Below are 13,955 nucleotides of genomic sequence, written 5' to 3' on the forward strand. Positions count from 1 at the left end.
CCCGTTGCTCGGAAACGGCCGAGGCCCCGACAGCTGACGCTGCCGGGGCCTCGGATGGCGGCCTCAGAGATCGAAGAGCGAGCTCGCGCCGTGGATGTCGGCGTCCGTACGCGGCGTGTGGGCCGCGCCCGAGCTGGTCGGGGCAGCGGGCGTCGCCGGTGCCTCGGCCGCCGGAGCGGGCTCCGGCTCGGTCTCGACGGCAGACTCCTCGGCGACCGGCTCGGCCGAGGCATCCTCGGCGGGGGTCTCCGCGGTGGGAGCCTCGGTGGGCTGGACCGGCTCCGCGGCAGCGGCAGCAGGAGCCGGCGGGGCGGCCACGATCGGCGCGGGAGCCTCGATGTCGAAGAGCGACCCGACGCTGTGGACGTCGACGTCCGTACGCGGCGTGTGCGCCGCACCCGAGCTGACGACCGGCGTGGCCGGAGCGGCTGCCGGGGCAGCAGCAGGGGCGGCCTCGGCGGCCGGGGCCTCGTCCGGGACGGGTTGCGACACGGCAGGCACCTCGGCCTCGGCGTGTCCGGTGCCGTCCGTGTCACTCTCCGCGGTCGCCTCGTCGGCGACGATCGACTCGGTCGGGACTGCCTCGACGGGGGCCGGCGCAGCGATCGATGCCACTGCCGCGACCTGCCCGGACGGTGCCTCGATGTCGAACAGCGAGGCGACCTCGTCGATCGCCACGTCGGTCCGCGGAGCCGACGCGGTGCCCGAGGAGGCCGGAGCCGCCGAAGCGGTCGCGGCCGCCGCCGCTGCCGGAGCAACCTCGGCGGGAGCTGCTGCGGACTCGACCGGAGCCGCCGCAGCGACAGCCGGGGCAGCCGGAGCGGGCGTGGACGGGATGTCGAAGAGCGAGCCGCCCGCGTTGAGGTCGACCGCCGGGGCGGCCTCGGTGGCGGGAGCGGCCGGCTCGGCCGGCGCTGCCGGAGCCTCAGCTGCCGGGGCAGCCGGAGCCGGGGTGGACGGGACGTCGAAGAGCGAGCCACCGGCGTTGAGGTCGACTGCGGGAGCCGCCTCGGCCTTCGGGGTCTCCGCCGGAGTGGCCGGGGCAGCGGCCGGGGCCTCGGTCGCAGGAACGTCGAAGAGCGAGCCACCGGCGTTGAGGTCGACTGCGGGAGCCGCCTCGGCCTTCGGGGTCTCCGCCGGAGTGGCCGGGGCAGCGGCCGGGGCCTCGGTCGCGGGAACGTCGAACAGCGAGCCGCCGGTACCCAGGTCGGTGGCCGGAGCGGCCTTCGGGGCCTCTGCAGCGGCCGAGGTCTCCTGGGCGGGAGTCTCGTGGGCCGGTGTGTCGAACAGCGACGACGAGTCGTCGAAGAGCGACCCGCCCGCGGCGGCCGGCGCGGCCGGGGCAGCGGGGGTGGTCGGCTCGGCCGACTCGGCGGGGGTGTCGAAGAGCGACGAGGCAGCGGAACCCGCGGCGGCACCTGCGGCCACAGCACCCGCGGCTGCCGGGGCAGCCGTGCCGGGAGCTGCGGGCGCCGACTTCGCAGCCGGAGCAGCGGCCGGCGCGTCGGTCGTCTCACCCGGCAGCAGCTTGGTCGCCTGCTCGCCCTTGACCGATGCGAGCAGCATCTGGGCGACGTCGAGGACCTCGACCGACTCACGCGCGGTGCCGTCGGCCTGGGAGGCGGTCAGGCCGTCGGAGATCATCACGCGGCAGAACGGGCAGCCGACGGCGATCTGGTCGGCGCCGGTGGCGACGGCCTCGTCCGTACGGTTGCGGTTGATCCGCGAGCCGATCTTCTCCTCCATCCACATCCGGGCACCACCGGCGCCACAACAGAAGGAGCGCTCGGCGTTGCGGGGCATCTCGACGAAGTCCGCACCCGGCAGGATCTCGAGGAGCTCGCGCGGCGGCGTGTAGACGCCGTTGTGGCGGCCGAGGTAGCAGGGGTCGTGGTAGGTGATGGAGCGCTTGTGCGCACCCGCGCCCTGCGCGACCGGGGTCAGCTTGCCCTCGCGCACCAGCCGGTTGAGCAGCTGGGTGTGGTGGACGACCTCGAGCTCGATGCCGAACTGCTTGTACTCGTTCTTCAGCGTGTTGAAGCAGTGCGCGCAGGTCGTGACGGCCTTCTTGACCTTGAACTCCTTGAACGTCTCGACGTTCTGCTGAGCCAGGCCCTGGAAGACGAACTCGTTGCCGGCGCGGCGGGCCGGGTCGCCGGTGCAGGTCTCGCCGTTGCCGAGCACACCGAAGGTGATGCCGGCCATGTCGAGCAGCTCTGCGACGGCGCGGGTGGTCTTCTTGGCACGGTCCTCATACGCGCCGGCGCAGCCGACCCAGAAGAGCCAGTCGACCGACTCCAGGGACTCCAAAGCATCGGGGCCCTCGCCGCCCACAACCTTCACGTCGAAGGGCAGGTCCTTGGCCCAGTCCATGCGCGCGTTCTGCGACATGTTCCAGGGGTTGCCCTTGTTCTCCAGGCCCTTGAAGAGGCCGTTGAGCTCGGAGGGGAAGTTCGACTCGACGAGCACCTGGTAGCGGCGCATGTCCATGATGTGGTCGACATGCTCGATGTCGACGGGGCACTGCTGGACGCAGGCGCCGCACGAGGTGCAGGACCAGAGCACGTCCTCGTCGATGACGAAGGCGGGCCCGTCCGAGGGGTCCGGGTTGTAGAACCAGTCGAGGACCTCCTCGCCCTCGCCCACCGACTGCTCGGCCGAGGTCTTGCCGACGAGCGGGAGCTCGCGGCGCTCGCTGCTGCCCTCGAGGTACGGGGCGGAGGCGTACGCATGCTCGCGCAGGCCCATCACCAGGGCCTTCGGGGAGAGCGGCTTCTCGGTGTTCCAAGCGGGGCACTGCGACTGGCAGCGCCCGCACTCGGTGCACGTGGTGAAGTCGAGGATGCCCTTCCAGGAGAAGTCCGCGATGGTGCCGGCGCCGAGCCTCGCGTCCTCGTCGAGGTCGTCGATGTCGTCGAGCGTGATGACCTTGCCGGCGGAGACCAGCGGCTTCATCGCGCCGAGCGCGAGGGTCTTGCCGTCGGTGTCGCGGCCGAGCGACTCACGCTTGTAGAAGATGTTGAACCAGGCGGTGAAGCGGTGCCACGCGACGCCCATCGTCAGGTTGGTCGAGATGACGATCAGCCAGATCATCGCGGAGATGATCTTGAAGGCGGCGATGGCGAAGACGATGTTCTCGAGCGTGCCGATGTTGTCCGGGGTGCCCGCCGGGTAGAGGTGGCTGAACAGCTGCGAGATCGGGAAGTGGAACGAGGTGGCGTGCTCGGCGTGCTCGCCGCCGTGGGCCAGCGAGAGGCTCTTCTCGGCGCCGCGGATGAAGAGGATGGCGCAGGACTCGAGCAGCACCATCGCCTCGACGAAGAACGCCTGCCACATGGTCGAGCCGAAGAAGCGGGTCTTGCGGCCCTGGTCCTTCGGCAGGTGCGTGAGGCGGTAGACGAAGAGCGGGATGATGCCGAGCGTGCCGAGCAGGCCGAGGCCCTCGGCCAGCCACTCGTAGACGAACCACTTGCCGACGATCGGGATCGTCCACAGTGGGTCGAAGAGCTGGATGAAGGCCGAGCCGACCGCCGTGGAGAGCATGATGAACGCCGCGAACGCGAACCAGTGCAGGATGCCGACCCACGTCCACTGCAGCATGCGGGTGTGGAGCACGGTCTCCTTGAGCATGGTGCCCAAGCGGCGGCCCGCGTTGTCGGTACGACCCGGTGCGGGCTGCCCGACCCGGAGCACCCCCAGCATCCGTCGTACGGCGATGACCGTCAGCGTGATCGCGACGACGCTCAGGGCGTACGAGACGATGATGGCGATGGTCTGCAACATCCGGCAGGCCTCCTTGGCTCTACAGTCCTGCTGATCAGGCGGGCACCCGCGGCTAAGACGGGCTAGGCGAGCCTAGGGGAGGCCCTCCGGGGTGTGAAGCGCGGAAATCTCACACCCCGCGGTGAGTCTACTTGCGGGTAACTTTCCCTCGTCGGGTTAGGTCTGCCTCACCTCGCGCCCGCTCCGGCGGGGCGAGCCCCTCGAACGCGTACGTCTCCTTGACGACCTGCAGGTGCATCCAGGACGCGGTCTCGTTGACCCCCGGCAGCCCGCGGACCTGCTCCAGTCCGGCGAGGAGCTCGCCCAGGTCGTAGGAGCGCAGGGTGAGGATGAGGTCGTAGCGCCCGAGGGTCCGGGCCAGGAAGCTCGCCTGGGGCAGCTCGTGCAGCCGGTCGAGCAGGTCCTGCGGGTCGCCGCTGACCCGCAGCCCGATCCCCATCGCCGCCTGCCCGTCGCGGCCGGGCTGGCGGACCAGCGCCCCGATCCGCACGACGCCGGAGTCCATCAGCCTGATCACCCGGCGCCGGACCCCTGCGGGCGTCAGCTGCACGTGCTCGGCGAGATCCACGTACGACGCGCGACCGTCGCTCTGCAGCACGCGCAGCAGCGCAGCATCGATCTCGTCGATCTGGTGGTCGGTGTCGCCGACCGGGCCGACGACGTCGCGCATCACCTCGATGTAGGAGAGCGTGTCGACGCCCTGGACGCCGGGCAGGGAGCGCAGCGCCGTGAGGGCACGGTCGAGCTCGTCGGCGGACGAGGTGCGCAGCTCGGCGACGATGCTGTGCGCGCCTGAGGTGAGCGAGACGAACGGGCAGTCCTCGCGCTCGGCCACCAGGTGGGCCACCGGCTCCGCGGGGCCCCGAACCACCAGGCCGACGTGCGCCAGTGAGCCGCGCCCGAGGACGGCGGGGTGGACGACACCGTGGACCACGACCTGGCCCGTCTCGATCAGCCGGTGGAGCCGGCCCGCGGCAGCAGAGCGCGACAGGCCGATCGCCTCCGCGACCTCGCGGTGACCGAGTCGCCCGTCGGCCTGCAGCAGTCGGATGATCGCCTGATCGGTCTCGTCCACGCCGTTCCTCCGCAGATCTGTCGCGATGAATTTTGCGCTGTGTCGCCCATCACTCCGTGATGTCGCAACGGTCGCGGCAGGATGATTCTACGCCGGATGAGAGTCGTGAGTGACGGATCGTGATTCTGCTCCCCTGGGAGCGTCAGGAACTGCTTGCCAGACGCAACTTGATTTCTTAGATTTTCTCGGCCATAGACAACCGAGAAGGAGCTGGCGATGCCGGACCTGACCATCGACGAGGTGCTCGAGGCGACGGACCGTCTGGTCGCCGCCTTCGCCGCCACTGACACCGACGCCTACTTCGCCTGCTTCGCCCCCTCGGCGAGCTTCGTCTTCCACCCGGAGGCGCACCGCCTGGACGACCGGGCGGCCTACGAGGCGCTGTGGGCGAGCTGGATCGCGGACGGCTGGCGGGTCGAGGAGTGCGAGAGCACCGAGCGGCTGGTCCAGGTCCACGGTGACACCGGGATCCTCAGCCACAGCGTCCGTACCGTCACCTCGGTCGGCGGCGAGCGCACCACGACGTTCGAGCGCGAGTCGATCATCTTCGTCCGCGACGGCGACGGCCTGATCGCCGTCCACGAGCACCTCTCCCCGGCTCCGGCCGCCGACTGAAGGAACCCGATGTCCACCATCAACGAGAGCGTCGGCGCTGCCAGCACCGTCGCGGCACCGAAGGCGACCGAGGTCGAGTCGCACGGCGTCGAGCCGATCCCGGCAGCCGAGCGGACGGCCGGGCCACTCGACCTCTTCCGCCTCATCTTCGGTGGCGCGAACACCTTCGCGACCGTGGTGCTGGGCAGCTTCCCCATCATCTTCGGGCTCAGCTTCTGGCAGGGCGCCGCGGCGACCGTCCTCGGCGTCGTCGTGGGTGCGCTCGTGCTCGCCCCGATGGCGATCTTCGGCCCGCGCAACGGCACCAACAACGCCGTCTCCTCCTCGGCGCACCTGGGCGTGCACGGCCGGGTGGTCGGCTCGTTCCTCTCGCTGCTGACGGCCTTCGCGTTCTTCTCGATCTCGGTCTGGTCCTCCGGTGACGCGCTCGTCGGCGCCGCCCACCGAGCCGTGCACCTGCCGAGCAACGACGGCACCCTCGCGATCGCGTACGGCATCTTCGCGGTGCTCGTGCTGACGGTCTGCATCTACGGCTTCCGCTTCATGCTGCTCGTGAACAAGGTCGCCGTCATCGCGGCCACCCTGCTCTTCGTGCTCGGCGCGTTCGCCTTCTTCGGGCCGTTCGACGCCTCGTACGCCGGCATCTACGGCGCCGGCGCCGACGCCGACGCCGCCACCAAGGCGATGTACTGGCCGTCCTTCTTCGGCGCCGCGCTGATCGCGATGTCCAACCCGGTCTCCTTCGGCGCCTTCCTCGGCGACTGGTCGCGCTACATCCCGGAGAACACGCCGAAGCGGCGCCTGATGGCGGCCGCGTTCATGGCGCAGATCGCCACCCTGGTGCCGTTCTTCTTCGGCCTGGTCACCGCCACGGTCATCGCGCTCAAGGCGCCCGACTTCATCAGCAGCGGCGACTACGTCGGCGGCCTGCTCGCGGTCTCGCCAGGCTGGTACTTCCTCCCGGTCTGCCTGATCGCCCTCATCGGCGGTATGTCCACCGGCACCACCGCCCTGTACGGCACCGGCCTGGACTTCTCCAGCGTCTTCCCGAAGTTCAACCGGGTGCAGGCGACGATGTTCATCGGCGTCATCGCGATCGCGTTCATCTTCGTCGGCCGCTTCGCGTTCAACGTCGTGCAGAGCATCTCGACCTTCTCGGTCCTGATCATCAGCTGCACGGCCCCGTGGATGGTGGTGATGATGATCGGCTGGATCGTGCGCCGCGGCTGGTACGACTCCGACTCGCTGCAGGTGTTCAACCGCCGCCAGCGCGGTGGCCGCTACTGGTTCGCCCACGGCTGGAACTGGCGCGGCCTGCTCGGCTGGCTGGTCCCGGCCGGCCTGGCGATCTGCTTCGTCAACCTGCCGGGCCAGTTCGTCGGCCCGCTCGCGCTGAGCAACGGCATCGACCTGAGCATCCCGATCGGCATCGGCCTGGCGGCCGTGCTCTACCCGGCCCTGCTCTTCATCTTCCCGGAGCCGCGGGACGCCTTCGGTCCCGAGGGTCCGCGGCTCGTCCCGGCCGGCGCCGAGTCCGGCAACCAGATCGTCTCGGAAGGCTGATCCACCCATGGCTGAACCCATCTCTCGGGGCCCCCTCGGACCCACCGACAGCTCCCGGATCCCGCGGTTCGCGGGCCCGGCCACCTTCGCGCGGCTGCCGCGCCTCGACGAGGTCGACAAGGCCGACATCGTCGTGGCCGGCGTGCCGTTCGACGCGGGTGTCTCGTACCGGCCCGGCGCCCGCTTCGCGCCGGCCCACGTGCGGGAGTCCTCCCGCCTGCTGCGGCCGTACCACCCCGGCCTCGACGTCTCGCCGTTCGAGGTGGCCCAGGTCGCCGACGCCGGCGACATCGCGGTCAACCCGTTCGACATCAACGAGGCCCTCGAGACCATCGAGGCCTCGGCGCTGGACCTCACCGCCGACGGCACCCGCCTGCTGACCGTCGGTGGCGACCACACCATCACGCTGCCGCTGCTGCGGGCGGCGAAGGCGCGGCACGGCGAGATCGCCCTGCTCCACTTCGACGCCCACCTCGACACGTGGGACACCTACTTCGGTGCCGACTACACCCACGGCACGCCGTTCCGCCGCGCGGTGGAGGAGGGCCTGCTCGACACCGAGGCGATCTCCCACCTCGGCACCCGTGGTCCGCTGTACGGCAAGAAGGACCTCGAGGACGACCGCCGCTTCGGCTTCGGCATCATCACCGCCGCCGACGTCTACCACCAGGGCGTCGTCGAGGTGATCGACCGGGTCCGCCAGCGGATCGGCGACCGCCCGCTCTACGTCTCGATCGACATCGACGTCCTCGACCCGGCGCACGCGCCGGGCACCGGCACCCCCGAGGCCGGCGGCATGACGTCGCGGGAGCTGCTCGAGATCCTGCGCGGTCTCGACGGGCTCAACCTGATCGGTGCCGACGTCGTGGAGGTCTCCCCGCCGTACGACCACGCGGAGATCACCGGCATCGCGGCCTCGCACGTCGCCTACGACCTGGTCTCGCTGCTCGCCAAGCGGCACGAGGCCGGCCAGGCATGAGCCTGCAGGCCGTCACCGACGCCGCCTGCGGCGAGTCGTGAGGAGGGCTTCGGACGCGAGGTCGGTCGCTTCGGCACCGACGAGTTCGTCAGCACGAAGCTGATCCGCTCCCTCACCTGAGCGCCTCCGCCTTCCCCCACGAACCGATCGGCCGGCCCGCTCCCACACAGCGGGCCGGCCGATTCGCCGTAGGTAGGTGGGACGCCTCAGTCGTCCCGGCGCTCGCCGCGCACCGGGACCAGCCCGATCGCGAGCATCGGCAGGAGGCCGGTGATCACGTAGGTCCAGGCGTAGCCGAGGTGGGTGATCGCGACCCCGCCGATCGGTCCCACCACCGCAGCGGTCAGGAACTGCGCGGTGTTCTGCAGGCCCAGGGCGCGGCCTGACCAGAACGGGCCGGCGCGCTCGGCCACCGCGGTGAAGGCGAGCCCGTTGTCGGCGACGGTCAGCACCGAGGCCAGCACGATCAGCGGCACCGCGACGAACAGGTCGAGGCCGGCGCTGATGCCGAGCAGGATCATCACCGCGCAGGCCGCGATCGCGACCCACTGCAGCGGCTTCATCCGGCTGCCGACCAGGTCGGAGAGGTGCCCGACGGCGATCCTGCCGAAGGCGCCCAGGATGTTCGCGACGGCGACCAGCGCGCCCGCCGCGCCGGTCGACCAGCCGCGCGCGTCGGTCAGCCACAGCAGCATGAACGTGCCAATCACGAACTGCGGCACCACCAGCAGCACCGAGACGCCGTGGATGCGGGCGAGGAAGCGATCCTGCCGGTACGGGTTGGGGGCGGAGCCGGTCCTCTTCGGCGGTCGCGGCGGATCGATCACGACCGCTGCGACGACGGCGGCGGCCACCAGGGTGGCGATGGCCGGCACCCACAACGCTGCGTGGACGCCGTGGTGGGCGGCGACCAGCGCGATCGCGACGGCGGCGATCGCCATCCCCATCGGCTGGCCCATCTGCCGGATCCCCATCGCCAGTCCGCGTCGGTGCGGCGGGAACCAGCCGACCACGACCCGGCCCGAGGCCGAGTTGGCCGCCGCCGAGCCGGCGCCGGCCAGGAAGAGCATCACCCACAGGAGCGCCGTGCTGTGGGTCTGCGTCGCGACCGCGGAGAACAGCGCGGTGGTGCCCAGGCCGGCGAGCAGGACGATCCGCTCGCCACGGTGATCGGCGAGCCAGCCCCAGGCGACCAGGGCGGCCATCACGCCGAAGGACGGCGCCGCGACGATGGCGCCGGCGGTGGCGAGGGAGTAGCCGTCGTGCCGGTGGAGGGCGGGCACGAGGTAGGCGGTGCCGTTGTTCGCGACCACGGCCGCCGCCTGGGCGAAGGTGCTTGCGGCGAGCATTCCCCAACGGCGGGCCTCGCTGATCGAGCTGGTGCTGGGCGTCGAAGACCGTACCGGCGTGCTCATGCACCCAGTTTGCGCCTGAGATCCCGATAAATGAGACGCAAATCTTGATATGTGAGATGAGTGTGATGCGTCAGACGATCGGCTTCGGCGGCCTCCCGTGGGCCGTGGCGCCACCGGACGGGACGCTCGCGGTGGCAGCGGCAGCGGCCGCGGCCTTCGCGGCATCGACTCCCTGGGTGATCGCGGCGCGCACCGTGCCCGGGCTGCCGAGAGCTCCGACCGCGCGCTTGTAGGACGGCCACTCCGTCATCGCGCCCATCACGCACGCTCGCCTCGTCGGATCGCAGTCCGAGGCGTCCAGGGCCATCTCCTCACCCGCGACGGCGGCGGCCCGCCCGCGGGCGACCAGGTCGGCCACGGTCTCCTGGGCGCCGGCCATGCCGGTCGGCGGACGCAGCCCCGCCACGGTCGCGGTGAGGCCGTCGAAGAGCCGGCTCACCGCGTGGAACCGGGTGGCGAGGTCGAACGACGGCTGCTGACCGGGCGCGACCAGCGGCAGGGCCGCGATCGCCTGGGCGTACCGGGCGACGAGGTCGTCGGCGCGACTCGCGTAGCTCTGGGCCGCCTCCACGGCGGCGTGTGCAGCCCGCTCCTGGGCCCGCTCCTGGGCCGGCGTCTGGCTGGCGGGCGTGGCGGAGCCGAGCGGGACGGCCTCCCCGCTCTTCGCGGCCCATGCGTCCATCTTCCTCTGGGCCGCGCTCACCATGGCGGCGACGGCGTGGACGTCGTCGCTCGCGCCGGAGACCCCCGCAGCGCTCAACCCCTCCTGGAGCGGTCCCGCCAGGCTCGCCCACGAGGTCAGGTGGTCACCGTCGATGACCTGCAGCGCGGCGAGGGCGCGCAGTGCGCGGGCGTACGCATCCGCCCGCGCCGCGGTACTCGGGTCGGTGATCGTCGCCGCCGCGCTGGTGGCCGCCGGGACGAGGGCCTGCGCCTGGGCCGCGGCGATGCGCAGCTGAGCCGTCAGATCCGCGTCGGCGGTGGCATCCGCGAGCCGGCCGAGCCGCGTGCCGAGGCCGTCGACGACGGCGGCGCCGGAGAGGGCGACGACGTTGCCGGTCGCCACCGACGGATCCGGGACGTCCTCGCGTCCCCCGGCCGCCTTCGCGACCGCCGCCGAGCTGCTGGTCGCGGCCTTCGCGAGGCGGGCGTACGAGGTCAGGCCGTCGGTGGTTCCGCTGTCGAGGGTGGAGAGGGCGACCAGGGCGTCGAGGTGCGCGGCCTCGGCCCGGGCGAGGGGGCCCGTCGCGGCGTGCAGCTCGGCCGTGCGTGCGCCGAGGCGGCGCGCCGCGGTGGCGAGGTCGTCCGCGCCCTGTACGGCGGTGAGCTGGTCGAGTGCGCGGCTGTACTCCTGGGTCACCGACGCGGCTGCCCGCGACACCCCCTGGGCCGGGCTCGCGCCCGTGCCCGGCAGCGTCGCAGTCGTCGCCGGGGTGCTCGGCGAGGAGGCGTCGGACGAGACGGCCCGGTCGGCGTGCCGGTCGTCGTGCCGGTCGTCGTGCCGGTGGATCACCGCGACCGTCGCGCCGCCGGCCAGCGCGAGGAGGGCGACCGGGAGCAGCATCGCCGCCCGACGGCTCCGGCTCGGAAGCTGCGTGGCGACCGTCGGCGTACGGGGCCTCCGGGGCACGGACGGCGCCGGCTTGGTGGCAGGCGTGGGGGCGGTGACGGGTGTGACCGTCACACCGGCCTGCGCCGCGTCGGGGACCGGAGCCGCGGCAGGCGCGGCAGGCTCAGCATCGGCCTCGCGGAAGAGGTCGATGATATCGGCGTACGGATGAGGCTCGCCTCCGGTGGGCTCAGGCACGACTCGTCAACGAGCGTGCCCCACGACCGTCACGATGAGGCGGTGCGGACTGGTCCAGACCAGTCCGCACCGGAGCCTCAGCCGAGCGCCGCGATGGCGTCCGCGATCGAGAGCGTGCGGCGGGCCGACTCGACGTGGAGGTTCTCGACCATCCTGCCGTTGTAGGTGACGACGCCTCCGGTCGAGGCCTCCCAGGTCTCGATGAGACCGCGGGCGTTCTCGATCGCCTCGGCGCTCGGCGCGAAGCCCTCATTGGCGCCCTCGATCTGGCCGGGGTGGATCAGGGTCTTGCCGTCGAAGCCGAAGTCGCGGCCCTGCGCGACCTCGCCCAGGTAGCCCTCGGTGTTCCTCACGTCGTTGTAGACGCCGTCGAGGATGGAGGTGCCGGTGGCCCGAGCGGCCAGGACGGCCAGCTGCAGGCCGGTGACCAGGTTGGTGCGGCCGGGAACGTGCTCGACGAAGAGCTCCTTGACCAGGTCGTTCGTGCCGAGCACCGCGACGGTCAGGCGCTCCGAGGCGCCGAGGATCTCGCGTGCGTCGAGGATCGCCTCGGGCGTCTCGAGCATCGCCCAGAGCTTGGTGTGCGCCGGGGCGCCGGCCCACTCCAACGCGGTGACCAGGCCACGCACCTGCTCGGCGGTATTCACCTTCGGCACGACGATCGCGTCGGGGCCGGCGGCGGCGGCCGCGACGAGATCGGCGGCGTGCCACTCGGTGCCGACGCCGTTGATCCGGATGGTGAGCTCCTTCGCGCCGTACTCCCCGCTCGTGACGGCGTGGACGGCGTTGTTCCGCGCCTCCGCCTTGGCGTCGGGGGCGACGGCGTCCTCGAGGTCGAGGATGAGGGCGTCGGCCGCGAGCGTCTTGGCCTTCTCCAGCGCCCGCTCGTTGGAGCTGGGCATGTAGAGGACGGAGCGGCGGGCGCGGAACGCACCGGTCGAGGTCGTCGAGGTCATCAGGCGTCTCCCTCGATCGAGGCGTAGAGCTCCTTGAGCTGCGGGTCGATCGCGGCGAGCTCCTCGGCGAGGCTGACCAGGACGAGGCACTGCTTGAGCGAGGCGTCGTCCTCCATCTTGCCGTCGAGCATGACAGCGCCGGTGCCGTCGCCCATCGCGGCGACCACGCGGCGGGCGTGGCGGATGTCTTCGACGCTCGGGGAGAAGACCCGGTTGGCGATCTCGATCTGCTTGGGATGCAGCGACCAGGTGCCGACGCAGCCGAGCAGGAACGCGTTGCGGAACTGGTCCTCGGCCGCGACCACGTCGGTGATGTCGCCGAAGGGGCCGTAGTACGGGTAGATCCCGGCCTCGGCGCACGCGTCGACCATCTTCGCGATCGTGTAGTGCCACAGATCCTGCTGGAAGACGGTACGCGGGCCGTTGATGTCGACGGTCCCGTCGTCGCCGCGCGGCGGATCCTGGCGGACGAGGTAGCCGGGGTGGCCGCCGCCGACGCGAGTGGTCTTCATCTTGCGGTCCGCGGCGAGGTCGGCCGGGCCGAGCGAGATGCCCTGCATGCGGGGAGAGGCGAGCGCGATCGACTCGACGTTCGCCACGCCCCGGGCGGTCTCGAGGATCGCGTGCACCTGGAGCGGGCGGGTGAGGCCGGCGCGGGCCTCGAGCTGGGCGAGGAGCCGGTCGACGTAGTGGATGTCCTCGGGGCCCTGCACCTTCGGCACCATGATGACGTCGAGCTTGTCGCCGATCTCGGTGACCAGGGTGATCAGGTCGTCGAGCACCCACGGGGAGTCGAGCGAGTTGATCCGGGTCCAGAGCTGGGTGGGTCCGAAGTCCGTGCTCTTCGCGATCGTGACCAGGCCCTCGCGGGCGGCGACCTTGTTGTCGGCCTTGACCGCGTCCTCGAGGTTGCCCAGCAGCACATCGACCGTGCCGACCATCTGCGGGATCTTGTCGACCATCTTCGGGTTGCTCGGGTCGAAGAAGTGGATCGCGCGAGTGGGCCGGGCCGGGATCTCGCGCAGCGGCGCGGGCGCCCCGACCGCCAGCGGCGCGAAGAAGTCCTTGGGTGACTTGTGGCTCATGCGGGCGAGCCTAGCGAGGGCTGGTTACCCGTGGGTAAGGGAAATGTCACACGCCGACTCGGCCCTCCGGCACCGCCGACTCGGCCCTCCGGCACCGCCGACTCGGCCCTCCCGTCCGCTCGTACGCTGGAGGCATGGCGGAGGAGGAGTTCGACGAGATCCAACTCGAGCCGCTCAGCGATGCCGCGTCCAAGGCCGAGGCGGCTCAGCGACAGCGACAGATCCACACCTGGGTCGATCACCAGATCCAGGAGGCCATCGACCGCGGTGACTTCGACGATCTGCCCGGATCGGGCAGGCCGATCGAGGGACTCGGCGAGGAGCACGACCCCGACTGGTGGCTCAAGCAGCTGGTCGAGCGCGAGCAGCTCGTCGTCCTCCCGCCGAGCATCCAGCTGCGCAAGGACGACGCCGGCCTCGACGACCTGCTCGACCGCCAGACGAACGAGCGTGGCGCGCGCGAGGTGGTCGAACAGTTCAACGCCCGGGTGCTGTGGGCGCGCTACCAGACCCCGGTCGGCCCGCCGTTCGTGACGCAGCCGCGCGATGTCGAGGAGACGTTGGCGCGATGGCGCGAGCGCCGTGCGGCACGGCTGGCCGCCCAGCCCGCCCCGACCGCGGCACCGCGCCGTCGCCGTTGGTGGCAGCGCCGCTGACCGATGCAGGCAGCGGCGTCC

At 71.6% G+C, this 13,955-nt stretch carries 10 protein-coding genes; 4 read left to right on the forward strand and 6 right to left on the reverse strand.

Going from position 1 to position 13,955, the window contains the following annotated elements; genetic code table 11:
- Nucleotides 1-63 precede the first annotated feature (63 nt).
- Both ACZ5L9_RS07860 and ACZ5L9_RS07865 read right to left on the reverse strand, forming a co-directional pair.
- Nucleotides 64-3,783 (reverse strand): heterodisulfide reductase-related iron-sulfur binding cluster, encoded by a 3,720-nt coding sequence (locus ACZ5L9_RS07860; protein ID WP_464535883.1) that lies wholly within the window; start codon nt 3,781-3,783, stop codon nt 64-66.
- Nucleotides 3,784-3,910: 127 nt separating this feature from the next.
- The gene (locus ACZ5L9_RS07865; RefSeq protein ID WP_464535885.1) at nt 3,911-4,858 is read right to left on the reverse strand and encodes an Lrp/AsnC family transcriptional regulator; all 948 of its coding nucleotides are present in this window, start codon (nt 4,856-4,858) and stop codon (nt 3,911-3,913) included.
- Nucleotides 4,859-5,074: 216 nt separating this feature from the next.
- Here ACZ5L9_RS07865 and ACZ5L9_RS07870 point away from each other — a divergent pair, with 216 nt between their 5' ends.
- From ACZ5L9_RS07870 to speB, 3 genes are read left to right on the forward strand one after another with little or no spacing between them, the layout of a single operon-like run.
- Nucleotides 5,075-5,473, forward strand: coding sequence for a YybH family protein (locus ACZ5L9_RS07870; protein WP_464535888.1), 399 nt, complete (start codon nt 5,075-5,077; stop codon nt 5,471-5,473).
- 9 nt (nt 5,474-5,482) lie between these two features.
- On the forward strand, nt 5,483-7,036 hold the full coding sequence (locus ACZ5L9_RS07875; RefSeq protein WP_464535891.1) for a purine-cytosine permease family protein: 1,554 nt from the start codon (nt 5,483-5,485) through the stop codon (nt 7,034-7,036).
- A gap of 7 nt (nt 7,037-7,043) precedes the next feature.
- Nucleotides 7,044-8,015, forward strand: coding sequence for an agmatinase (speB, locus tag ACZ5L9_RS07880; RefSeq protein WP_464535894.1), 972 nt, complete (start codon nt 7,044-7,046; stop codon nt 8,013-8,015).
- Nucleotides 8,016-8,221: 206 nt separating this feature from the next.
- Here the strand turns inward: speB and ACZ5L9_RS07885 are convergent, their stop codons facing one another.
- The 4 genes from ACZ5L9_RS07885 to ACZ5L9_RS07900 all read right to left on the reverse strand — a co-directional run bounded on the left by ACZ5L9_RS07885 (nt 8,222) and on the right by ACZ5L9_RS07900 (nt 13,278).
- Nucleotides 8,222-9,430 (reverse strand): MFS transporter, encoded by a 1,209-nt coding sequence (locus tag ACZ5L9_RS07885; RefSeq protein WP_464535896.1) that lies wholly within the window; start codon nt 9,428-9,430, stop codon nt 8,222-8,224.
- Nucleotides 9,431-9,500: 70 nt separating this feature from the next.
- The gene (locus tag ACZ5L9_RS07890; RefSeq protein WP_464535898.1) at nt 9,501-11,114 is read right to left on the reverse strand and encodes a hypothetical protein; all 1,614 of its coding nucleotides are present in this window, start codon (nt 11,112-11,114) and stop codon (nt 9,501-9,503) included.
- A 200-nt stretch (nt 11,115-11,314) separates the two neighbouring features.
- Nucleotides 11,315-12,193 (reverse strand): HpcH/HpaI aldolase/citrate lyase family protein, encoded by an 879-nt coding sequence (locus ACZ5L9_RS07895; protein ID WP_464535900.1) that lies wholly within the window; start codon nt 12,191-12,193, stop codon nt 11,315-11,317.
- Nucleotides 12,193-13,278 carry an HpcH/HpaI aldolase/citrate lyase family protein gene (locus ACZ5L9_RS07900; protein WP_464535902.1) on the reverse strand — a complete coding sequence of 362 codons (1,086 nt, stop codon included), beginning with the start codon at nt 13,276-13,278 and terminating at the stop codon, nt 12,193-12,195. Before ACZ5L9_RS07900 ends, ACZ5L9_RS07895 begins: the two co-directional genes overlap by 1 nt.
- Nucleotides 13,279-13,412: 134 nt before the next feature.
- Between ACZ5L9_RS07900 and ACZ5L9_RS07905 the strand changes: the two genes are divergently transcribed.
- The gene (locus tag ACZ5L9_RS07905) at nt 13,413-13,934 is read left to right on the forward strand and encodes a DnaJ family domain-containing protein (protein ID WP_464535904.1); all 522 of its coding nucleotides are present in this window, start codon (nt 13,413-13,415) and stop codon (nt 13,932-13,934) included.
- Nucleotides 13,935-13,955: the final 21 nt, after the last annotated feature.

This window comes from Nocardioides sp. JCM 18998, assembly GCF_055391535.1.

What these genes read in the sequence shown, in the direction of transcription:
- ACZ5L9_RS07905 (WP_464535904.1), top strand. Translation starts at nt 13,413, where the DNA reads ATGGCGGAGGAGGAGTTCGACGAGATCCAACTCGAGCCGCTCAGCGAT.
- ACZ5L9_RS07900 (WP_464535902.1), bottom strand. Translation starts at nt 13,278, where the DNA reads ATGAGCCACAAGTCACCCAAGGACTTCTTCGCGCCGCTGGCGGTCGGG.
- ACZ5L9_RS07875 (WP_464535891.1), top strand. Translation starts at nt 5,483, where the DNA reads ATGTCCACCATCAACGAGAGCGTCGGCGCTGCCAGCACCGTCGCGGCA.
- ACZ5L9_RS07870 (WP_464535888.1), top strand. Translation starts at nt 5,075, where the DNA reads ATGCCGGACCTGACCATCGACGAGGTGCTCGAGGCGACGGACCGTCTG.
- speB (WP_464535894.1), top strand. Translation starts at nt 7,044, where the DNA reads ATGGCTGAACCCATCTCTCGGGGCCCCCTCGGACCCACCGACAGCTCC.
- ACZ5L9_RS07895 (WP_464535900.1), bottom strand. Translation starts at nt 12,193, where the DNA reads ATGACCTCGACGACCTCGACCGGTGCGTTCCGCGCCCGCCGCTCCGTC.
- ACZ5L9_RS07885 (WP_464535896.1), bottom strand. Translation starts at nt 9,430, where the DNA reads ATGAGCACGCCGGTACGGTCTTCGACGCCCAGCACCAGCTCGATCAGC.
- ACZ5L9_RS07860 (WP_464535883.1), bottom strand. Translation starts at nt 3,783, where the DNA reads ATGTTGCAGACCATCGCCATCATCGTCTCGTACGCCCTGAGCGTCGTC.